A 20,381-nucleotide genomic window follows, 5' to 3' on the forward strand; every position below is an offset into this window, starting at 1 on the left:
GCGGATCGATGATCGACCAGACGCATACTTATTAGGCGAACGCACATTTGGACGGATGGATAAAATGGACATACAGCACAATGAAGATCTTTCTCCCCTCTCTGAGGTGGAAATCGCGCTGTATACCTTTGCCGTGGAACACGCCGATGTGAGCCGTGACGAGCTGCCGAAGGTCGACGACGTAGGCGACGAGGACATCACGGCAGCCTTTTGGGGCCTCGTGGAACGTCGGTTGCTATTGCCGGTGAGCGCGGAGAACAGGCGTTACGCGGCGGCTCCTCCCGATGCCGCGGTGGAGGCCCTCATCCGCCCAGTCGTCCAGCAGGCGCGCAGGGCGCAGGAAGCGGCCGACCGTCTGCGCCGCGAACTCGTGCCCGTCTACGAGAGCGCTCTCGAACGGCGTCTCCGTCAGCCCCTGTTCGAGGTACTGCCCGATGTCGCCAGCGTGCGACGGGCGTTGGACCGGTTCGCCGCTGAGACACAGCGCGAAGTGCTCACCTCGCAGCCGGGGGGCGGACGCAAGGAGGAGGTCCTGCGCGAGGCCATGGAGCGCACCGAGGCGATGCTCCAGCGAGGCGTCTCCATGCGGACGCTCTATCAGCACACTGCTCAGTACAACCCGGGCACCACCGCATACGTTGAGATCGTGAGCGGCCTCGGGGCAGAGGTGCGCACGCTGGGCGAAGGCTTCATGCGGATGATCGCGTTCGACGGCGAGATTCTCGTGATCGAGCAGAAGGACAATCCCAAGGCCGCACTTGTGGTCCGGGAGCCCAGCGTGGTCTCCTTCGCGGTGGCCGCCTTCGAGCTCATGTGGATGCAGGCGGACCCGTTTCCGGTCAATCTCGGCCGGGCGCAGGCCATCCAGGTCTCCGACAAGACCAAGGGGGACATCATCCGGCTCCTGGTCCAGGGGGAGTCGGACAAGGTCATCGCCCGGCGCATGGGGATGACCGTACGGACGTGCCAGCGCCACATCGCGAAGATCATGGAGCGGATCGGCGCCAAGAGCCGGGTGCACGCGGGCTATCTGCTGCGCGAGTGCGGGGGGAACCTGGGGATCTTCGACGGCCCGGACCGCTCCGGGAACGATTGACGCGGCAGGACACCGGCCCCCGGGCCGTCCTGCCGCGTCTCGTCATCTGCTCCCGGTCACCCGGGGCCCGGTCGCGTACACGACGGCGGCCGCGGTGAGCGTGGTGACCGTGCCGGAGGACAGCTCGCGCACGGTGAGACCGACGTGGTCGCCGAGGTCGTCGGCCGCCTCGACCCGCGACATGTTGAGAATCCGCAGCCGCCGGGGCCCGTGCACGGCCTCCTGCTGAGTGGCAGTTGGTTCCAGGTACAGCCCGAGGTGGCCACGAAGATGATCGCGGCCAGCACCTCGCGGTCCCCTCGCCGGCGATGCCCTCCGCCCTGCTGGCGAACCGGCGCGGGCTGCACCGCCCGCTGGAACACGGTCCACAGATCTTCCGGCGCCATCCGCTCGACAAGCGCAGCAGTCATCACCCCAGACTGCCGCAAGATCACGCCAAGTGAAATGGCGTCTAAATTCCGCGCGGCTCGGAAAGAAGCTCTGGTGATTTGATGAAATAGATTAGGCACCGCTGGTCGTGGAGGGAGGCCAGAAACCCGTACTATCTTCCCCGGTTTCCGCATCGTGGCGCTGTCGATCAACATTTCTCCGTGCCATCCGAAACTATTCTGCTTCTCCATCAAGACGAAGCTGATGCGATCGGCGTCCGGAGCCTGCTCGTTGTGTTCCCGGACGGCGATGGCGAGAGCGAGATCGGAAGGACCGAGAGCGACTAGCCGAGAATGTCGTGAACCGAAGTGGATAGTGCGGTGCCGAGCGCCTCGGCGCTGCTCACTGGGCGCGCTCCTTAAGGACCGTTCCATTCACCGCGTCGGGAACTGGTTCACCTGAGAACGCCATACGGACCGACTGCGCAACCGATATTCCGGCCTTTTCCTGCGCCTCCGTCGTCGAGGCCCCCAGATGCGGGGTGACGACGACCGAGTCGAAGTCGAAGAGCGGAGACTCGGTGGTGGGCTCGAGCTCGAACACGTCCAGGCCGGCGCCGGCCACCCGGCCCTCCTTCAAGGCCAAGGCCAGCGCGGTCTCGTCCACGATGCCGCCACGCGCCGCGTTGACGATGCGGACGCTGGGCTTGACCTTGCGCAGGGCCTCTTCACCGATGAGGCCGACGGTGTCCGGAGTGCGGGGCAGGTGAATCGTGATGAAGTCCGAGCGGTGCAGCAGCTCGTCGAGGTCCAGCCGCTCGGCACCGAGCTGCGCGGCGCGCTCGTCCGTCACGTAGGGGTCGTAGGCCACGATCGTCATTCCGAATGCCCGTAGCCGCTCCGCGACCAGGGAACCGATGCGGCCCAGCCCCACCACGCCGACCGTCTTGCCGCTGAGTTCCACGCCGCCATAGCGCGAGCGTGCCCACTGTCCGCCCTTGAGGGCGGTGTTGGCCGACGCAATGTTGCGTGCTGTGGCCATCAGCAGGCCCACGGCCAGCTCGGCCGCGCTGACGACATTGGAGGCGGGGGCGTTCACCACCAGCACGCCGGCCCGGGTGGCCTCGCGAACGTCCACATTGTCCAGTCCCACTCCCGCGCGGGCGATGACGCGAAGCTTCTTGGCGGCCTTCAGGACCTCGGTGTCCACCTGAGTCGCGGAGCGGATCAGGAGCGCGTCGGCGTCGGCAACGGCGGCAAGCAGTTCGTCACGACGGGCTCCGTCGCAGTGCCGGACCACGAAGTCGGGCCCCAAGGCGTGGATGGTCGCCGGGCTGAGATTTTCCGCGATGAGAACAACCGGAAGGCGGGCATAAGACATGTCCGAGACAACCTTTCGTTTCCTGCGAGGCGCGAAGTATGTCGTGACTTTCAGCAGCGATTAGCCCCAGCCGAGATCCAGCGGGGCGGCGGACGCTGCAAACGAATCAGAACTCGACTGTCCGGATTCGAGCGCGCTCCCCAAGGACGCCGAAATCGCGAGCGTCAGCGCGGAAATCAGGCAGACGGTAAAGTGCTGCATTTCTCCTCCTTTGGTATGCGACCGACTATTTCCGCAGTCGAACAATCCATCATGTTGCCATCCCGCAACTCCACGTAACAGAAAGATCACCTGTCGTAAACCGCAAGCAGCATGCAGAGACGGGTGTACAGATCCGGGCATACTGGGGCAATTAATCACTCTCCTCGACCTGACGTGCAGGAGATATTCACTAGACGGCATTCAACGGCGAACAGATTTTTTATCGACGCCGCGAGCAGCCGCACTTCTTTCGGTGTAGGGCCCAACTATCCCGATTTCTTCACTGGTCAGGCCATGAGTGGCTTCCCCATTGCTTCGCCGGCACCCTCAGTTGCCGTGGCCGTACACATCGCGGAGCCCTGCGACTACGTGTCTGGCCGACAGTCGCCACCCGGCCCCTCGGGTGACCCACACCCGAGTGAACTGCTGTCCGTGGTGTCACGGCTCACCATCACCGTGATCCCCGGTGCTGCCCGGGAGCGCCTGGACACACAGACAGGGCGGGCCGGGCGCCACATGCGCCATTCGCGCCCCGCACGCACCCGGTCCTGCAGCAGAGCGGCGGTGGGCTTGCCGGGGTCACCGAAACCAGACTCATGCTCCGCCCTGCGTCCCGACCTCGTCACCGACAAGCGTCCGGACCGCGGCAAGCCGCCCCGGGCGGGCGTCTGTCTGCACCCGATCGACGTCGGGCAGACCACCAACCGCGGCATCCTGTCCTTGATGTTCGGGATCTTCCTCTGCCTCGGGGAGGAGCTGCTGCGCCATGTCGTCGACGAGGTGACGGACATGGTTCGGCACGGCACGAGGCTGCTCGTGGCCCAGGACCTGGGCTGACCGAACCGTCCGGCGGGCGCTCCAGGACCTGCGGGAACGGGGACTCATCGAGACCCTGCCGCGCAAGGGGTCCTTCGTGGTCCACGACCTCCCGCCCGTCGCCTCCGAAGACGGTGGAGCGGACGACTGAGGGGCCGTGCGCAGGACCGCGCCACCGGGGCCTCCCCCGCACCAACTCACCTGTACGCGGCGGAAATTGATGATCTTGAAGGGGGTTGGGCAAGCCACGGTTCGGGCGGAGGAGGGCGTGTCGGCTCTTGATATCGTCACTTCACAAGGCACCGGCATCCCCACCCCTGCGGGGCGGTGCCACGTGACTCATCGCCGCCGTGGGCCGTCGGCCGCGTCGGCGAGGTGGAAGGGGTAGACCATGCGGGCGAAGGTACGGGCCGCTCTCGACGCGCTCTACATGAAGCGACTCGTCAGGGAGCTGGAGGGACGCCCACGCCCTCAGCACATCGGCATCATGCTCGACGGCAACCGCCGGTGGGCCAAGATGTCCGGCATCAACGACCCGCGTGAGGGCTACCGCGCGGGCGGCGCGAAGGTGCTGGACTTCCTGCGCTGGTGCGACTCGGCCGAGATCGAGCACGTCACCCTCTACATGCTCTCCGACGACAACCTGCACCGGCCCGAGGAAGAGCTGACCCCGCTCATCGACATCATCGCCGAGGTGGTGGAGCGGCTGGCCGCCCCCGGCAACCCCTGGCCCGTCGAGGTCGTCGGGGCCCTGGACCTGCTGCCGGCCGAGTCCGCCGGCCGCCTCAAGACCGCCACCGCCGCCACCCAGGGCCGCCAGGGCGGCACCAAGGTCGACGTCGCCGTGGGCTACGGCGGCCGGCGCGAGATCGTCGACGCCGTCCGGTCCGCCCTCACCGAGCACAGCGCCCAGGGCGGGGACATCGACGAGTTCATCGAGTCCTTCACCATGGAGCACATCTCCAAGCACCTGTACTCCAAGGCGCGCTCCGAGTCCGACCTCATCATCCGCACCTCCGGCGAACAGCGGCTCTCCGGGTTCCTGCTCTGGCAGTCCGCGTACGCCGAGATGTACTTCTGCGAGACGTACTGGCCGGACTTCCGCGAGATCGACTTCCTGCGCGCCCTGCGCTCGTACTCCTTGCGGGAGCGCCGCTACGGACGGTGAGGGAGCGGAAGCGCACGGTTTCACGTGAAACAACGCCGCGGGGCGGGAGAGTCGGGCTCTCCCGCCCCGCGGCGTCGGGTCCGGCCCCGGTCCGGGGCGTCAGCGCTGGTCGTCGCCCTTGGCGGCCTCGTCCTCGGCCTGCTTGGCCTCCACCTCGGGGTCGAGGGTGGCCCCGCTGCCGTCCACCGACGACAGCCGGCCCGGCTCCGGGACCTCCGTCGCCTCCGGCGGCTCGACCAGCCAGTCCGGGTTGGCCTGCTTGTCCCACCACTTCCACGCGGCGAAGGCGCCGCCCGCCACGAGACCCAGGACCGCCAGCACCCGGACGGCACGGCCGGCCTTCGCCCGCCGCTCGCGCTTGCGGACCAGCTTCTGGATCTCCTTGGCCGAGACCTGACCGCGCAGCGCCGCCAGCGCCGCGGCACCGCGCAGCGCCGCCTCGTCCCGGACGGGACCGGCCGCCGCCACCGCCTGCTCCAGCTTGGGCCGGGAGTACTCGGCCGCCTGCCGGGCGGCGATACGGGCACGCAGGGCGGCCTCATGGGCGGCCAGGTCCACCTTGGGCGGCATGTGCGAGAGGGCTTGCTCCAGACGCGGCGCGACATGCGCGCCGTACTGCAGCCGGGCCTGGTCGGCGGCGAGGGACACCTTGGGCGCCAGCCGTACGCGCGCCTCGTGTGCGTAGTGCGCGGCCCTGTCCTTGGCCGTGTCGGCGTAGGGCGCCACCACTTCCGCGGCGTGCAGCACGCTGTCCTTCGCCGAACCGGTCGCGGCGCGCACGCTGTCGATGCGGGTCACGGGTTCCTCCTCCTCGGTGGCGTACGGTAATTCGACTTTCCACCCTTTTACGGATCATGCCTGCCGGCACACCGTCAGGCATGCGAGGGCGGGCATCCGGGTCATGACGAGTCGTATCGAAAGGCGATCAATGGGTGATCGACTCGGTGATCGACTCGGTGATCAGCTGGGTGATCAACTGGATGATCGACTGGTATAGCGGGTGAATACGGGGCAACGGGAGCTTGTCGTCGACAATGCCACGGATCGGCACGCAGCGCCCCCGGCTCGGGAGTACTCGGCCGGATTTCCGCAAGCGACACGCGCTGAAGAGGGACAACGATCGGCCGCTGGGCGACGTGCGCGGCGGTCCGTGCGAGGATCGGGGAGTCACAAGGAAGACAACGGAAGGCAGATCGTGGCTGAGCAGCTTTACGCCACCCTGAAGACCAACCACGGGGACATCAACGTCCGGCTCCTGCCGAACCACGCCCCCAAGACGGTGAAGAACTTCGTCGAGCTGGCCAAGGGCGAGCGCGAGTGGACCCATCCGGCCACCGGCCAGAAGTCCACGGACAAGCTCTACGACGGGACGGTCTTCCACCGGGTGATCAGCGGGTTCATGCTCCAGGGCGGTGACCCGCTGGGCAACGGCACCGGCGGTCCCGGTTACCAGTTCGAGGACGAGTTCCACCCGGACCTCGCCTTCGACAAGCCCTACCTGCTGGCCATGGCCAACGCCGGTCCGGGCACCAACGGCTCGCAGTTCTTCATCACCGTCGCCCCGACGACGTGGCTGAACCGCAAGCACACCATCTTCGGTGAGGTCACCGACGAGGCCAGCCAGAAGGTCGTGGACGCCATCGCCACCACGCAGACCAACCCGCGCACCGACCGTCCGGTCAAGGACGTCGTCATCGAGACGGTCGTCGTGGAGACCCGCGAGGGCTGATCCACCCCGGCCGGCACCGGCCGCGGCCGGCCGCCACGGGAACCGAACGCCCCGCTCATCCGTAGGGATGGGCGGGGCGGGTGCATTGCACACGACGATCGAGCACACGACGATCGAGCACACGACGATCGAGGGGACAAGGGGACACCTCATGGACCAGGCAGCGGGAGGCACGCCACAGGACGCCGGGACCCCGCCGACCTGCTACCGCCACCCGGACCGCGCCACCGGTGTCCGCTGCACCCGCTGCGAACGCCCGGTCTGCCCGGAGTGCATGATCGACGCCTCCGTCGGGTTCCAGTGCCCCGACTGCGTCCGCGGCGGTTCCGGCACCGGCCACGCCCCCGCCGCGAGCCGGCCCCGCACCCTGGCGGGCGGCACCGTGGTGGCCGACCCCCGGCTGCTCACCAAGATCCTGGTCGGCCTCAACGTCGCGTTCTACCTGGTCCAGCTCGCCGCCGGCGACCGCTTCACCGCGCGGTTCGAACTCATCGGCCAGGCCTACGTACCGCTGCTCGGCTCCGTCGAGGGCGTCGCCGGCGGTCAGTGGTACCGCCTGCTCACCGCGACTTTCCTGCACGGCAGCACCGTCCACATCATCTTCAACATGCTCAGCCTCTGGTGGATCGGCGGCCCCCTGGAACAGGCGCTCGGCCGGGCCCGCTACCTCGCGCTCTACGTCCTGTCCGGACTGGCCGGCAGCGCCCTCACCTACCTGATCGCCGCGCCCAACCAGCCCTCGCTCGGCGCCTCCGGTGCCGTCTTCGGCCTCTTCGGCGCCACCGCCGTGCTGATGCGCAGGCTGCGGTACGACATGCGGCCGGTCATCGCCCTGCTGGCGATCAACCTGATCTTCACCTTCAGCCCGGGTTTCAACATCGCCTGGCAGGCCCACGTCGGCGGCCTCGTCGCCGGTGTCGTGATCGGCTACGGCATGGTCCACGCCCCGCGGGAGCGGCGGGCGCTCGTCCAGTACGGGACCTGTGCGCTGGTGTTGATGATCACTCTCGCGCTGGCCCTGGTGAGGACCGGCCAGCTCACCTGAGCGCCGGTTGTCCACATCGGTGCCGCATCTTGTGCACAGGGCGTGGGAACGCGTGCGCCCCCTGTCACCGACCCGCGTTTCCGCAGGTCAGCCGGGGGCGAACGTGTTTTCGGTTACCGGTATGCCTGTCGTACCGGCGTCAACGTCCGGTGAGTTATCCACAGATCGTCGTTTCTTTTCCCCAGCGTGTGGACAAGGGCTGTGGATAACTCAGTGGATAACCGTGGGCAGAGCTGTGTTCACCAGCGGGTGGGCGCTACTTCCACTGCGTGGAGACGCCGAACCCGGCGGCGATGAAGCCGAAGCCCACCACGATGTTCCAGTTGCCCAGGCTCTCGACCGGCAGCGAGCCGTCGGTCACGTAGAACACCACGATCCAGGCGAGGCCGATGAGGAACATGGCCAGCATGACGGGGGCGACCCAGGCACGGCTGTTCAGCTTGATGCTCGTCGACTGCTTCGCCGGCGGCGGCGTGAAATCTGCCTTCTTGCGGATACGTGACTTCGGCACGAGGGTCTCTCCTGTCGATGCGCTGCGTGGCCGCGCAGGGAACTGGGTCCGGGCGTCCGTTAGCGTAGTGCTTCCGTGGCGCCGAAGGAGATAAGGGTACGTTGAGCAATTCTGCCGACTCCCCCCAGGCCGGTTCCAGTGCTGCCCGCCGACGCCGTTTCCGGCCCGTACGGGCCCTGACCGCGGCCGTCTTCGCGCTCGCCGGGCTGATCTTCTTCACCAGCTTCGACACGGCCAAGGGCACCAACATCCGCACCGACGACTCCCTGCTGAAGCTCTCCGACCTCATCCAGGAGCGCAGCCGGGACAACGGCGCGCTGGACGAGACCAATGCCGCCCTGCGCGACGACATCGAGGCCCTCGCCGAGCGCGACGACGGCAGCACCGAGGCGGAGGACGACAAGCTCGCCGCCCTGGAGCGGCGCGCGGGCACGCAGGAGCTGAAGGGCGAGGCGCTCACCGTCACCCTCGACGACGCCCCGCCGGACGCCACCGCCAAGCTGCCCGGCTACCCCGAGCCGGAGCCCGACTACCTGGTGATCCACCAGCAGGACCTGCAGGCCGTGGTGAACGCGCTGTGGCAGGGCGGCGCCGAGGGCATCAAGGTCATGGACCAGCGGCTGATATCCACCAGCGCCGTGCGCTGCGTGGGCAACACGCTGATCCTCCAGGGCCGCGTCTACTCACCGCCGTACAAGGTCACGGCGGTCGGTGACCCGGAGAAGCTGAAGGAGGCGCTGTCGGCGTCCCCGGCGATCCAGAACTACATGGTGTACGTCAACGTCTACGGACTCGGCTGGCAGGTCGAGGAGGACGGCGCGGTCACGCTGCCCGGCTACTCGGGAGCGGTGGACCTGCACTACGCCGAGCCCGTGGAGTGACCGGCCCCGCCGAGGCCGGGAAACCGGAGGCGTCGCGCCGTTAGTCTGGTGGCGTACGGCGTGATTCTGGTGCCGTGGTGCGACGGAAGGGACGGCATGTACGGCTGGATCTGGCGGCATCTGCCGGGGAACGCATGGGTGAAGGCGCTGCTCTCGCTCGTGCTCGTCGTGGCCGTGGTCTACGTCCTGTTCCAGTACGTCTTCCCGTGGGCCGAGCCGCTGCTTCCCTTCAACGATGTGACGGTGGACAACCAGTGAGTGCGCGGATTCTCGTCGTCGACAACTACGACAGCTTCGTCTTCAACCTGGTCCAGTACCTGTACCAGCTGGGCGCCGAGTGCGAGGTGCTGCGCAACGACGAGGTGTCCACGGCGCACGCCCAGGACGGCTTCGACGGCGTGCTCCTGTCCCCGGGGCCGGGCGCGCCCGAGCAGGCGGGCGTCTGCGTGGACATGGTCCGGCACTGCGCGGCCACCGGCGTCCCCGTCTTCGGCGTCTGCCTCGGCATGCAGTCGATGCAGGTGGCGTACGGCGGCGTGGTGGACCGGGCGCCGGAGCTGCTGCACGGCAAGACCTCGCCGGTCGAGCACGGGGGCAAGGGCGTCTTCGCCGGCCTCCCCTCGCCCTTCACGGCGACCCGCTACCACTCCCTGGCCGCCGAGCCGGGCACGGTGCCGGCCGAGCTGGAGGTGACCGCCCGCACGCCCGACGGGATCGTGATGGGGCTGCGGCACCGGGAACTGCCCGTCGAGGGCGTGCAGTTCCACCCCGAGTCGGTGCTGACCGAGCACGGACACCTGATGCTGGCCAACTGGCTGGCGGAGTGCGGCGACGAAGGCGCGGTGGCGAGGTCCGCGGGGCTCGCCCCGGTGGTGGGCAGGGCCACGGCGTGACCGCGCTGCGCCCCGAGCGGGAGCCCGGCGCCGAGGCGGCCGGGCTGTCCGGGGGGGCGTTCGCGGACGCCCCGGCGCACGGTGACGCCCCGGCGCACGGTGACGCCCCGGCGCACGGTGACGCCCCGGCGCACGGTGCCGCCGGCCCGGCGGGGACCTCGTACGGGCAGGAGCCGTACGGGGACCAGGGCGCGCTCGGGGGCGGCGGCCGGTACGACGACGAGACGGTGGCGCTGCGGGTCGTGGACCCGGCGGCGCGGACGAGCGCCGTACGAAATGCCTCCGCGCCCGCCCCGGGCGGCCGGGCGGCCCGCAGGAAGGCCGCCAAACGGCGTCAGGGCGGCCGTGGGGCCTCCCGCAGGGCGTCCGGCACCGCCACGCCGCCCGCGGGCCCGACGGCGCCGCAGGGCGACGAGGGTCCGAGAGCGCCCCTCACACGGGTCGAGGCGCGGCGGCTCGCCCGGGCGAGCAAGCCGAGCGCGGCGACGGTCGCCAGCCGGGCGATCGGCGAACTGTTCATCACCACCGGTGTGTTGATGCTGCTGTTCGTCACCTACCAGCTGTGGTGGACGAACGTGCGGGCACAGGCGCAGGCGGACAAGGCGGCGAGCAGCCTCCAGGACGACTGGGCCGACGGCAAGCGCAACCCGGGGACTTTCGAGCCCGGTCAGGGCTTCGCGCTGCTGCACATCCCGAAGCTGGACGTCGTGGTGCCGATCGCCGAGGGCATCAGCAACGAGAAGGTGCTCGACCGGGGCATGGTGGGGCACTACGCCGAGGGCGCGCTGAAGACGGCGTTGCCGGACGCCAAGACCGGCAACTTCGGGCTCGCGGGGCATCGCAACACGCACGGCGAGCCGTTCCGGTACATCAACAAGCTCCAGCCGGGCGACCCGATCGTCGTGGAGACGCAGGACGAGTACTTCGTCTACAAGATGGCGTCGATCCTGCCGGTGACGTCGCCGAGCAACACCAGTGTGCTGGACCCGGTCCCGCAGCAGTCGGGGTTCACGGGGCCCGGCCGCTACATCACACTCACCACGTGCACGCCGGAGTTCACCAGCAAGTACCGGATGATCGTGTGGGGCAAGATGGTCGAGGAACGGCCGCGCAGCAAGGGCAAGCCGGACGCACTCGTCGATTAAGGGCAGATGACCAGTGGCAGCGACCACCGACACCGATCACGAAGAGCACACCGGGACGCCCCGTGCGGAGCCCGCGCCGCGCCCGCGCGGCCGGATCGCGCTGGCCGTCAGTGTCTTCGGTGAACTCCTCATCACCGCGGGCCTGGTGATGGGCCTGTTCGTCGTCTACTCCCTGTGGTGGACGAACGTCATGGCGGACCGTGAGGCCGACAAGCAGGGCGACAAGGTCCGGGACACCTGGGCGCAGGACGGCGGCGGTCCAGGCGGCCCCGGGGCGCTGGACACCAAGGCCGGCATCGGCTTCCTGCACGTCCCGACGATGAGCAAGGGCGAGATCCTCGTCGAGAAGGGCACCTCGATGAAGATCCTGAACGACGGGGTCGCCGGCTACTACACCGACCCGGTCGAGGCGGAGCTGCCCACGACCGGCAAGAAGGGCAACTTCTCGCTGGCCGCGCACCGGGACGGGCACGGCGCCAAGTTCCACGGCATCGACAAGATCGAGAAGGGTGACCCGATCGTCTTCGAGACGAAGGACACCTGGTACGTCTACAAGGTCTACGGCATCCTCCCGGAGACCTCGAAGTACAACGTCGACGTCCTCGGGAAGATCCCGAAGGAGTCCGGCAAGAAGAAGGCCGGGCACTACATCACGCTGACGACGTGCACGCCGGTCTACACGAGCCGCTACCGGTACATCGTGTGGGGCGAGCTGGTGCGCACGGAGAAGGTGGACAGCGAGCGGACGGTGCCGAAGGAACTGCGCTGAGCGGCGGCCACGGCAAGAGCCCCGGTCCTCGTCGAACGAGCAGGACCGGGGCTCTTGCCGTGGTGGCGGGCGTCAGTCGCCGAAGCTGTCCCACCAGTTGCTGTTGTCGCCGTTCCCGTTGCCGTTCCCGTTGTCGCCGTCGGTCGCCGGAGTGGCGACCAGGCTGACGCTGTCGCCCTTCTTGACCTGGGTGTTCTCGGTCGGGTTGCTCGCGACGACGGTGGCGTCGTCCTCCTGCGAGCCGGCGATGCCGGAGAGCTGGAGACCGGCCTGGGACAGGACGTTCTTGGCCTCGGCGACCGTCATGCCGGTCACCTTCGGCATCGCGAACGAGGTCTCCTCGGCCGGGGCCTTGGCGATCTTCACCGTGACGGTGCTGCCGCGGTCGACGTCGGTGCCCGGGGCGAGGCTCTGCTCGAAGATCTTGCCCTCTTCCTGGGCGCTGGACTCCTCGGTGGTCTGGCTGCCGAGGACCAGGCCCTTGGCCTCCAGGATGGACTTCGCCTCGTCCGGCGTCTTGCCCGTGATGTCGGGCACGGTCACCTGGGCCGTCTCCTTGGCCACGGTCAGGGTGACGGTGGAGCCCTTCGCCTTCGAGGTGCCGCCCGCGGGGTCCTGGGAGATGACCGTGTCCGGCGTCTCGGTGGACTCCTCGGTCTTCTGCTCGACCTCGAAGCCCGCCTCCTTCAGCGCCGCCTCCGCGTCCGAGTAGCTCTGCCCCTCGACGTCGGGGACCTCGACCTTGGGGGCGCCGGTGGAGACCACCAGGTTGATGGTCGTGTCCTTGTCGACGTCGGTGCCGCTCTCCGGGTCCTGGGAGCAGATCTTGCCCTTGGCCTCCTTCTCGCAGGAGTCCTCGGTGAAGGCCACCTTCAGGTCGGCGTTGACGGCCTGCTGCTTGGCCTCCGCCTTGGTCTGGCCGACGAAGTTCGGTGTGCTGATCGTGCCGTCGTCGGAGCCGCCGCTGCTGAAGATCTCCCGGCCGATCAGAATGGCGCCGATCAGGACCAGGATGCCCGCGACGACCAGCACGATCGTGGAGGTGTTGGACTTGCGCTGCGGCTGGCGGCGCCGGTCGGGGCGCTGCTCGTCGTAGCCGTAGCCGCCGTCGTCCGGGTTCATCGGCGGCAGCATCGAGGTGGCGCCGGCGCCGGAGTCGGCGCGCAGGGCCGTGGTCGGCTGGTCGTCGGGGTAGCCGCCGTAGCCGACGGCGCCCATCGCGGCCGTGGCGGCGACGGGCTGGCCGTCGAGGCAGGCCTCGATGTCCATGCGCATCTCGTCGGCCGACTGGTACCGGTAGTCCGGGTCCTTGGTCAGCGCCTTCAGCACGATCGCGTCCATCTCGGGCGTGATCTCGGGGTCGAAGACGCTGGGCGGCTGCGGCTCCTCCCGTACGTGCTGGTAGGCGACCGCGACCGGGGAGTCGCCGACGAACGGCGGCCGGACGGTCAGCAGCTCGTAGAGGAGGCAGCCGGTGGAGTACAGGTCGGAGCGGGCGTCGACCTGCTCGCCCTTGGCCTGCTCCGGGGAGAGGTACTGGGCGGTGCCGATGACGGCGGCGGTCTGCGTCATGGTCATGCCCGCGTCGCCCATGGCCCGGGCGATGCCGAAGTCCATGACCTTGACCTGGCCGTTGCGCGTGAGCATGACGTTGGCCGGCTTGATGTCGCGGTGGACGATGCCGGCGCGGTGCGAGTACTCCAGGGCCTGGAGGATGCCGATGGTCATCTCCAGCGTCCGCTCCGGCAGCAGCTTGCGGCCGCTGTGGAGCAGTTCGCGCAGGGTGGAGCCGTCGACGTACTCCATGACGATGTACGGGATGGAGACCCCGTCGATGTAGTCCTCGCCCGTGTCGTAGACCGCCACGATCGCGGGATGGTTGAGCGAGGCGGCCGACTGGGCCTCCCGGCGGAACCGGGCCTGGAAGGACGGGTCGCGTGCCATGTCGGCGCGGAGCGTCTTCACCGCCACCTGGCGACCGAGCCGGGTGTCATGCGCGTGGTATACCTCCGCCATGCCACCACGGCCGAGCACCGGGCCCAGCTCGTACCGGCCGCCTAGGCGACGCGGCTCTTCCATAGCTACCTACCAGCCCTCTCCGTCGGTCCCGACCGGCATGCTTGTACGGTCGGAGGCTGCCGTCCGGCCTACCGTACCCGGCTCGCTCTGTGCGACCTGGCCAAGCCCGGTAGCCGATACACGACCGGTATCGCAACGTGCACCGATGTGAAGGGGACGTGACAGGAGTCACGTCCCGTTCAGCCGGTGGTCACTTCTTGCTGTCGATGACGGCCTTCATGACGTTCTTCGCGATCGGCGCCGCGAGGCCGCCGCCGGAGATGTCGTCACGGTTGGCGTTCTCGTCCTCGACCACCACGGCGACGGCCACCGGCGAGCTGCCGTCGCTCTGCTTGGCGTAGGAGATGAACCACGCGTACGGATTCTCGCTGTTGTCGACACCGTGCTGGGCGGTACCGGTCTTGCCACCGACGGTGACGCCGTCGATCTGCGCGTTGGTTCCCGTACCGTCCTTGACGACCGTCTCCATGATCGACTGGAGGATCTGGGCGTTGTCCGCGGACAGCGGCTTGCTCATCTCCTTCGGGTCGGTCTTCTCGATGGTGTCGAGGTTGGGGGCCTGCAGCTCGTCGACCATGTACGGCTGCATCAGCGTGCCGTTGTTGGCGATCGCCGAGGTCACCATGGCCATCTGCAGCGGGGTCGCGGCGGTGTTGAACTGGCCGATGGAGGAGAGCGCCACCTGCGAGGGCTCCATGTCGTCGGAGAAGACCGAGGCGCTGGAGCGGACCGGGACGAACTGCTCCTCGGTGAAGCCGAACTTCTTGGCCATCTCCAGCATCTTCTCGTTGCCGAGATCGGAGCCGATCTTGCCGAAGACGGTGTTGCAGGAGACCTTCAGCGCCTCGCGCAGGCTGGCGTTCTTGCAGGGGAGGTCGCCCTCGTTGGGCAGCGGCGTCGTGGTGCCCGGCATGGTCCAGGGCAGTGGCGATTCGGTCTTTTCGTCGGCGCTCTCGTAGAGGCCGTTCTCCAGGGCCGCCGCGGCGGTGAGGACCTTGAAGGTGGAGCCGGGCGGGTAGACCTCGCGCAGGGCCCGGTTCAGCGTCGGGTCGTCCTCGTTGTTCTCCTTCAGCAGCGACTTCCACGCCTTGGCGTCGGCGTCGCTGCCGCCGGCGAACGACGAGGGGTCGTACGACGGGTAGGAGGCCAGCGCCAGGATCTTGCCGGTGGACGGCTCGATGGCGACGACCGCGCCCTTGCCGCCCTGCGCCTTCAGACCGTCGTACGCGGCCTTCTGCGCGGCGGAGCTGAGGGTGGTGACGACGTTGCCGCCCTCCTTCTTCTTCCCCGTGATCATGTCCAGGGTGTTACGGAAGAAGAGGCGGTCGTCGTTGCCGGTGAGGATGCCGTCGTTGATCGCTTCGAGCTGGGTGGCGCCGTACGCCTGGGAGACGAAGCCGGTGACCGGCGCCCACATGGCGCCGTTCTTGTACGTGCGCTTGTACTCGAAGTCGCCCTCGGTGGTGGCGTGCCCGGTGATGGCCTTGCCGTCGACGATGATGTCGCCGCGCGGGGAGGCGTACCGCTCGATGAGGACGCGGCGGTTCTTGTCGTCGGTCTTGAGCTCGTCGGCCTTGACGTACTGGAGCCAGTTGTCGCGGAGCAGGAGGGTGAGGACCAGGAGGCCGCAGAAGAGCGCGATGCGGCGCAGGGGCTTGTTCACGGTCGGACCACCTGGGTCATCTCGGCGTCGGGGTTGGCGGGGGCGGGGGCCGGACGGCGCGCGGTGTCGCTGATGCGCAGCAGTACGCCGATCAGGGCCCAGTTGGCGATGACGGAGGAGCCGCCGTACGCCAGGAACGGCATCGTCATACCGGTGAGCGGGATGAGGCCCATGACGCCGCCGGCGACGATGAAGACCTGGAGCGCGAAGGCGCCGGAGAGGCCGATGGCCAGCAGCTTGCCGAAGGGGTCGCGGGCGGCGAGGGCGGTGCGCACGCCGCGCTCCACGATGAGCGCGTACAGCAGGAGCAGGGCCATCAGGCCGGCCAGGCCCAGTTCCTCGCCGAAGGTGGCGAGGATGAAGTCGGAGTTGGCGGCGAACCGGATCAGCTCGGAGTGGCCCTGGCCCCAGCCGGTGCCCAGGGTGCCGCCGGAGCCGAACGCCCACAGCGCCTGCATCGCCTGCTCGGAGTGGCCGACGACGCCCTGCTGGGAGAGCGTGTACTCGCGCATCGGGTCGAGCCAGGCGTCCACGCGCTGCTGGATGTGGGGCTCGAAGCTGGCCACGCCGACGGCGCCGACCGCGGACATCAGCAGACCGAAGACGATCCAGCTGGTCCGCTCGGTGGCGACGTACAGCATGATCACGAACATGCCGAAGAACAGCAGCGACGTACCGAGGTCGGTCTCGAAGACCAGGATGAGGATCGAGACGATCCAGACGACCAGGATCGGGCCGAGGTCGCGGCCGCGGGGCAGGTAGAGGCCCATGAAGCGGCGGCTGGCCAGGGCGAGGGCGTCGCGCTTCACCATCAGGTAGCCGGCGAAGAAGATCGCCAGGACGATCTTGGCGAACTCACCGGGCTGGATGGAGAAGCTGCCGACCTTGATCCAGATCTTGGCGCCGTAGATGTTCTGGCCGAGGCCCGGCACCAGCGGCAGCAGCAGCAGGATCAGCGCGCCGACCATGGAGATGTAGGTGTAGCGCTGCAGGACGCGGTGGTCCTTGAGGAAGATCAGGACCGCGAGGAAGAGGGCGATGCCCATCGCGGTGTACATCAGCTGCCGGGGCGCGGCGGTGCCGGCCTGCTCGATGGACTGGAGCAGGTCGGACTGGTCCAGGCGCCAGATGGCGACGAGTCCCAGGCCGTTGAGGAGCGTGGCCAGGGGCAGCAGCAGGGGGTCCGCGTACGGGGCGAACTTGCGCACCACGAGGTGGCCCACGGCGGCCAGCAGACCGAGGCCCAGGCCGTAGCTCAGCAGCCCGGCGGGGACCTCGTCGTTGATGGCGAGGCCCACGTTGGCGTAGGCGAAGACCGGGATGACCACGGCGAAGACCAGCAGCGCCAGCTCGGTGTTGCGCCGGCTCGGCGCTCCGATGGCGCCGATCGTGGACGTGTGGTGCGTCGGCGAGTTGGAAGTACTGCTCATCGTGTGACAGGGCCTCTCACGGCTTGCCTACTGCTCACCGCACCGCGAGACGACCTTCTGCTCTTCCTCCGAGAGGGTGGGGCCGGCATCGGGGGTGGGTGCGGTGGTGGACGGGGACGGATCGGGCGTCTCGGCGGCCCCGGACGAGGCCGACGCGGTGGGCGTCGGGCTCGCCTTGGACGTGAGGGAGACAGGGTCGGTTCCGGTGCCCCCGGCCTCGCCCTCGCCCGTCTTCGCGTTGCTCTCGTTCTGCGTGGTGCGCCGTTCGGCCTGCTTCTGGCAGGCGGAGGCCTGTACGGCCAGTTCGTCGATCTTCCGCCGGGCGTCGCTGAGGTCGCCCTCGGCGATGGTCTCCTCGACCGACTTCAGCTGGTACGGCGGCAGGTACTTGAGTTCGATCTCGGGGTGGTCCTTCTCCACCTTCGACAGCGACACCCAGGCCAGGTCCTGGCTGATGCCCCGGTAGAGGGCGACGTGGTCGTCGTTGGTGCCCACGTAGTACTGGGTCTGGGTCCAGCGGTAGCCGCCGTAGAGTCCGCCGCCGATGACGGCGAGGGCGAGGACGGAGTAGAAGGATCTCTTCAGCCAGCGGCGGCTCTTGCGCGGCTTGGTGAAGTCGTCGTCGCCGTAGTCGAGGCCGTCGGCGGAGATGTAGCCGGTGGTGTCGCCGCTGCCGGGCGGGCCGAACTCGCCGCCGCCCCCGGCTCCTCGGCGGCCGAGCCCGGAGGCCCGTCCCGCCGGGGTCTGCATGATGCCGTTGTCGCCGAACTGCGCCTGGTTCTCGGCGACGGCGCCGACCACGACCGGGGTGTCGGAGAGCTGCCCGGAGAGGGTGTCGCCGGTGTCCAGGTCGAGGACGTCGGCGATGATCACGGTGATGTTGTCGGGGCCGCCGCCGCGCAGGGCGAGCTGGATCAGCTCCTGCACGGTCTCCTGGGGGCCCTGGTAGCTGGCGAGGGTGTCCTCCATCGTCTGGTGGGAGACGACGCCGGAGAGCCCGTCGGAGCAGATCAGGTAGCGGTCGCCGGCCCGCACCTCGCGGATGGACAGGTCGGGTTCGACGTGGTCGCCGCTGCCCAGCGCGCGCATCAGCAGGGAGCGCTGGGGGTGCGTCCCGGCCTCCTCCTCGGTGATGCGGCCCTCGTCGACGAGGCGCTGCACCCAGGTGTGGTCCTGGGTGATCTGGGTCAGTACGCCGTCCCGCAGCAGGTAGGCGCGGGAGTCGCCGACGTGCACCATGCCGAGCCGCTGGCCCGTCCACAGCAGGGCGGTCAGCGTGGTGCCCATGCCTTCGAGGCTGGGGTCCTCCTCGACCATCTGCCGCAGCTGGTCGTTGGCGCGCTGCACGGCGGTGCCGAGCGAGGTGAGGATGTCGGAGCCGGGCACGTCGTCGTCGAGGGCGACGATGGTGGAGATCACCTCGGAGGAGGCGACCTCGCCGGCGGCCTGGCCGCCCATGCCGTCGGCGATGGCGAGCAGGCGCGGACCGGCGTAACCGGAGTCCTCGTTGCCCTCCCGGATCATGCCCTTGTGCGATCCGGCGGCGAAGCGCAGTGACAGACTCATGCGCACCTCGCCCGTCGGCTCCGGGTACAGCCGGTCGTGTCGAGCCACACTGCCCACCCTCCGGTCGGGAGCGCGCCGGGGCCCGGGGTGCCGGCCGCCGCCGCGTGCTCGCTCCGCTCGCGCTCATTCATTGGTGTAGCACTACTTCCGCAGCTCGATGACGGTCTTGCCGATGCGGATCGGCGCGCCCGGTGCGATGGGCGTGGGCGTCGTCAGCCGGGACCTGTCCAGGTACGTGCCGTTGGTGGAGCCGAGGTCCTCGACGATCCACTGGCCGTCGCGGTCCGGGTAGATCCTGGCATGGCGGCTGGAGGCGTAGTCGTCGTCCAGCACGATCGTCGAGTCGTGTGCCCGGCCGAGTGTGATGGTCTGGCCCTGGAGGGCCACGGTGGTGCCCGCGAGGGTGCCCTCGGTCACCACCAGTTTGGTGGGAGCGTTGCGGCGGCCGCGGCCGCCGCTCGGCTGCTGGCGCTGCGGTGCGGGCGCCTGTCGTGCGGCCTGCTGCCGGTCCCGCCCGGCGTCCCGGCGCGACCCGCGCTGGGTGACGCGCGTACCGAACAGGTCGCTGCGGATGACCTGCACGGCCACGATCACGAACAGCCACAGTACGGCGAGAAAACCCAGCCGCATGACCGTGAGGGTCAGCTCTGACATTGCCCCCGGATCACCCTTCGGCTTGCCTGTAGATAACGGTGGTACTGCCCACGACGATCCGCGAACCGTCGCGGAGCGTAGCGCGGGTGGTGTGCTGCCCGTCCACCACGATGCCGTTGGTGGAGCCGAGATCCTGGATCACCGAGGGCGTTCCGGTCCGGATCTCGCAGTGCCGCCGGCTCACGCCGGGGTCGTCGATCCGCACATCGGCCTCGGTGCTGCGGCCCAGCACGAGCGTCGCGCGGGAGATCTGATGCCGGGCACCGTTGATCTCGATCCAGTGGCGGGTGCGTCCGCCGGGTGCGGGGGCGGGCGCCGGTGCGGCCGGTGGCCGGGGGGCGCTCGCGGGCGGCGGGTAGCCGTAGCCGCCGCGGGCGCCGGGCGGCGGCGCGGCCGGCATCGGCGGGGCCGGGGCGGGTGCCGCGGCGGGCGGGTAGCCGTAGCCGCCGGGGCGGCCGGCCGGGGGCGCGGGGGGTGCCGCGGGCGAGGCCGGGGCCTGCGAGGTGGAGGAGGCGAGGGTGCGGCTGCGGACCCGGTACAGGCCGGTGTCGAGGTCGTCCGCCTTCTCCAGGTTGACCTTGATCGGTCCCATGAAGGTGTAGCGCTGCTGCTTGGCGTAGTCGCGCACCATTCCGGCCAGTTCGTCGCCGAGCTGTCCGGAGTAGGGGCTGAGGCGCTCGAAGTCGGGCGTGCTCAGCTCCACGATGAAGTCATTGGGGACGACCGTGCGGTCGCGGTTCCAGATGGTCGCGTTGTTGTCGCACTCGCGCTGCAGCGCGCCCGCGATCTCCACGGGCTGTACCTCGGACTTGAAGACCTTCGCGAAGGTGCCGTTGACCAGACCTTCGAGACGCTGCTCGAACTTCTTCAGGACTCCCATGGGGCACCTCCTCCGTCGCTGCCGTCCTGTTCACTGCCCTGCGTACTGCTGCCTTGCGTACTGCTGTCCTGCGTACTGCCTGCCGGCGTACTGCCTGCTCGCGTAC

General features: G+C 69.0%; 19 protein-coding genes and 3 pseudogenes. 10 read left to right on the forward strand and 12 right to left on the reverse strand.

Translation table 11 applies throughout. The features are described from left to right. Positions 1 to 55: 55 nt before the first annotated feature. On the forward strand, positions 56 to 1,096 hold the full coding sequence (locus ACIQR3_RS16170) for a LuxR C-terminal-related transcriptional regulator (RefSeq protein WP_403538911.1): 1,041 nt from the start codon (positions 56 to 58) through the stop codon (positions 1,094 to 1,096). Positions 1,097 to 1,138: 42 nt separating this feature from the next. Here the strand turns inward: ACIQR3_RS16170 and ACIQR3_RS16175 are convergent, their stop codons facing one another. From ACIQR3_RS16175 to ACIQR3_RS16190, 4 genes and pseudogenes are all read right to left on the reverse strand, one after another. Then, on the reverse strand, positions 1,139 to 1,312 hold the full coding sequence (locus ACIQR3_RS16175) for a hypothetical protein (RefSeq protein ID WP_403539297.1): 174 nt from the start codon (positions 1,310 to 1,312) through the stop codon (positions 1,139 to 1,141). Between the two features lie 14 nt (positions 1,313 to 1,326). Further along, a pseudogene (locus ACIQR3_RS16180) lies at positions 1,327 to 1,506 on the reverse strand (transposase); the annotation flags it as partial. A gap of 159 nt (positions 1,507 to 1,665) precedes the next feature. Next, positions 1,666 to 1,899 (reverse strand): annotated as a pseudogene (locus ACIQR3_RS16185) (SidA/IucD/PvdA family monooxygenase); the annotation flags it as partial. Continuing rightward, positions 1,880 to 2,845, reverse strand: a pseudogene (locus tag ACIQR3_RS16190) (NAD(P)-dependent oxidoreductase); the annotation flags it as partial. The pseudogenes ACIQR3_RS16185 and ACIQR3_RS16190, both read right to left, overlap by 20 nt. Before the next feature lie 771 nt (positions 2,846 to 3,616). Here ACIQR3_RS16190 and ACIQR3_RS16195 point away from each other — a divergent pair. Both ACIQR3_RS16195 and ACIQR3_RS16200 read left to right on the forward strand, forming a co-directional pair. Further along, complete coding sequence (locus ACIQR3_RS16195) at positions 3,617 to 3,883, forward strand: hypothetical protein (protein ID WP_403538914.1); 267 nt, start codon at positions 3,617 to 3,619, stop codon at positions 3,881 to 3,883. A gap of 370 nt (positions 3,884 to 4,253) precedes the next feature. Next, positions 4,254 to 5,030, forward strand: a complete 777-nt coding sequence (locus tag ACIQR3_RS16200) for an isoprenyl transferase (protein WP_215170387.1) — start codon at positions 4,254 to 4,256, stop codon at positions 5,028 to 5,030. A 99-nt stretch (positions 5,031 to 5,129) separates the two neighbouring features. Here ACIQR3_RS16200 and ACIQR3_RS16205 read toward each other — a convergent pair whose 3' ends face one another. After that, entirely contained in the window at positions 5,130 to 5,828 is a 699-nt protein-coding gene (locus ACIQR3_RS16205) for a DUF5324 family protein (RefSeq protein WP_403538917.1), read from the reverse strand. A gap of 397 nt (positions 5,829 to 6,225) precedes the next feature. Between ACIQR3_RS16205 and ACIQR3_RS16210 the strand changes: the two genes are divergently transcribed. Together ACIQR3_RS16210 and ACIQR3_RS16215 are read left to right on the forward strand one after the other, a co-directional pair. Beyond that, complete coding sequence (locus ACIQR3_RS16210; RefSeq protein WP_403538919.1) at positions 6,226 to 6,759, forward strand: peptidylprolyl isomerase; 534 nt, start codon at positions 6,226 to 6,228, stop codon at positions 6,757 to 6,759. Positions 6,760 to 6,910: 151 nt separating this feature from the next. After that, positions 6,911 to 7,804, forward strand: coding sequence for a rhomboid family intramembrane serine protease (locus ACIQR3_RS16215; RefSeq protein WP_403538921.1), 894 nt, complete (start codon positions 6,911 to 6,913; stop codon positions 7,802 to 7,804). A gap of 256 nt (positions 7,805 to 8,060) precedes the next feature. On the opposite strand, the gene crgA is transcribed toward ACIQR3_RS16215, so the two are convergent. Further along, complete coding sequence (gene crgA, locus ACIQR3_RS16220) at positions 8,061 to 8,315, reverse strand: cell division protein CrgA (RefSeq protein WP_215170380.1); 255 nt, start codon at positions 8,313 to 8,315, stop codon at positions 8,061 to 8,063. Between the two features lie 101 nt (positions 8,316 to 8,416). On the opposite strand from crgA, the gene ACIQR3_RS16225 reads away from it, so the two are divergent. The 5 genes from ACIQR3_RS16225 (at position 8,417) to ACIQR3_RS16245 (ending at position 12,003) form a co-directional block, all read left to right on the forward strand. Further along, on the forward strand, positions 8,417 to 9,196 hold the full coding sequence (locus tag ACIQR3_RS16225; protein WP_403538924.1) for a DUF881 domain-containing protein: 780 nt from the start codon (positions 8,417 to 8,419) through the stop codon (positions 9,194 to 9,196). 96 nt (positions 9,197 to 9,292) lie between these two features. After that, positions 9,293 to 9,454 (forward strand): hypothetical protein, encoded by a 162-nt coding sequence (locus tag ACIQR3_RS16230; RefSeq protein ID WP_019324742.1) that lies wholly within the window; start codon positions 9,293 to 9,295, stop codon positions 9,452 to 9,454. Next, positions 9,451 to 10,089 (forward strand): aminodeoxychorismate/anthranilate synthase component II, encoded by a 639-nt coding sequence (locus tag ACIQR3_RS16235; protein ID WP_215170374.1) that lies wholly within the window; start codon positions 9,451 to 9,453, stop codon positions 10,087 to 10,089. The genes ACIQR3_RS16230 and ACIQR3_RS16235 overlap by 4 nt, the downstream gene beginning before the upstream one ends. Beyond that, positions 10,086 to 11,234: a class E sortase gene (locus tag ACIQR3_RS16240; protein ID WP_403538927.1), complete on the forward strand. Its 1,149-nt coding sequence runs from the start codon at positions 10,086 to 10,088 to the stop codon at positions 11,232 to 11,234. Before ACIQR3_RS16235 ends, ACIQR3_RS16240 begins: the two co-directional genes overlap by 4 nt. Before the next feature lie 13 nt (positions 11,235 to 11,247). Next, entirely contained in the window at positions 11,248 to 12,003 is a 756-nt protein-coding gene (locus tag ACIQR3_RS16245; RefSeq protein WP_403538928.1) for a class E sortase, read from the forward strand. 72 nt (positions 12,004 to 12,075) lie between these two features. Here the strand turns inward: ACIQR3_RS16245 and pknB are convergent, their stop codons facing one another. From pknB to ACIQR3_RS16275, 6 genes are all read right to left on the reverse strand, one after another. Continuing rightward, the gene (gene pknB, locus ACIQR3_RS16250) at positions 12,076 to 14,082 is read right to left on the reverse strand and encodes a Stk1 family PASTA domain-containing Ser/Thr kinase (protein WP_403538931.1); all 2,007 of its coding nucleotides are present in this window, start codon (positions 14,080 to 14,082) and stop codon (positions 12,076 to 12,078) included. A gap of 190 nt (positions 14,083 to 14,272) precedes the next feature. Further along, positions 14,273 to 15,745 carry a peptidoglycan D,D-transpeptidase FtsI family protein gene (locus ACIQR3_RS16255; protein WP_403538935.1) on the reverse strand — a complete coding sequence of 491 codons (1,473 nt, stop codon included), beginning with the start codon at positions 15,743 to 15,745 and terminating at the stop codon, positions 14,273 to 14,275. Beyond that, entirely contained in the window at positions 15,742 to 17,175 is a 1,434-nt protein-coding gene (locus ACIQR3_RS16260) for an FtsW/RodA/SpoVE family cell cycle protein (RefSeq protein ID WP_403538938.1), read from the reverse strand. The genes ACIQR3_RS16255 and ACIQR3_RS16260 overlap by 4 nt, the downstream gene beginning before the upstream one ends. A gap of 27 nt (positions 17,176 to 17,202) precedes the next feature. Beyond that, entirely contained in the window at positions 17,203 to 18,741 is a 1,539-nt protein-coding gene (locus ACIQR3_RS16265) for a Stp1/IreP family PP2C-type Ser/Thr phosphatase (RefSeq protein ID WP_403539282.1), read from the reverse strand. Between the two features lie 141 nt (positions 18,742 to 18,882). After that, on the reverse strand, positions 18,883 to 19,395 hold the full coding sequence (locus ACIQR3_RS16270) for an FHA domain-containing protein (protein WP_215170362.1): 513 nt from the start codon (positions 19,393 to 19,395) through the stop codon (positions 18,883 to 18,885). 10 nt (positions 19,396 to 19,405) lie between these two features. Continuing rightward, positions 19,406 to 20,275: an FhaA domain-containing protein gene (locus ACIQR3_RS16275; protein WP_403538942.1), complete on the reverse strand. Its 870-nt coding sequence runs from the start codon at positions 20,273 to 20,275 to the stop codon at positions 19,406 to 19,408. Positions 20,276 to 20,381: the final 106 nt, after the last annotated feature.

This window comes from Streptomyces sp. NPDC090994 (assembly GCF_044768905.1).
Lineage (GTDB): Bacteria > Actinomycetota > Actinomycetes > Streptomycetales > Streptomycetaceae > Streptomyces.

Excerpts from the sequence above, each read along its gene's own strand:
- ACIQR3_RS16170 (WP_403538911.1), top strand. The coding sequence starts at position 56 with ATGGATAAAATGGACATACAGCACAATGAAGATCTTTCTCCCCTCTCT.
- ACIQR3_RS16200 (WP_215170387.1), top strand. The coding sequence starts at position 4,254 with ATGCGGGCGAAGGTACGGGCCGCTCTCGACGCGCTCTACATGAAGCGA.
- ACIQR3_RS16215 (WP_403538921.1), top strand. The coding sequence starts at position 6,911 with ATGGACCAGGCAGCGGGAGGCACGCCACAGGACGCCGGGACCCCGCCG.
- ACIQR3_RS16230 (WP_019324742.1), top strand. The coding sequence starts at position 9,293 with ATGTACGGCTGGATCTGGCGGCATCTGCCGGGGAACGCATGGGTGAAG.
- pknB (WP_403538931.1), bottom strand. The coding sequence starts at position 14,082 with ATGGAAGAGCCGCGTCGCCTAGGCGGCCGGTACGAGCTGGGCCCGGTG.
- ACIQR3_RS16260 (WP_403538938.1), bottom strand. The coding sequence starts at position 17,175 with ATGAGCAGTACTTCCAACTCGCCGACGCACCACACGTCCACGATCGGC.
- ACIQR3_RS16265 (WP_403539282.1), bottom strand. The coding sequence starts at position 18,741 with ATGAGTCTGTCACTGCGCTTCGCCGCCGGATCGCACAAGGGCATGATC.
- ACIQR3_RS16270 (WP_215170362.1), bottom strand. The coding sequence starts at position 19,395 with ATGTCAGAGCTGACCCTCACGGTCATGCGGCTGGGTTTTCTCGCCGTA.
- ACIQR3_RS16275 (WP_403538942.1), bottom strand. The coding sequence starts at position 20,275 with ATGGGAGTCCTGAAGAAGTTCGAGCAGCGTCTCGAAGGTCTGGTCAAC.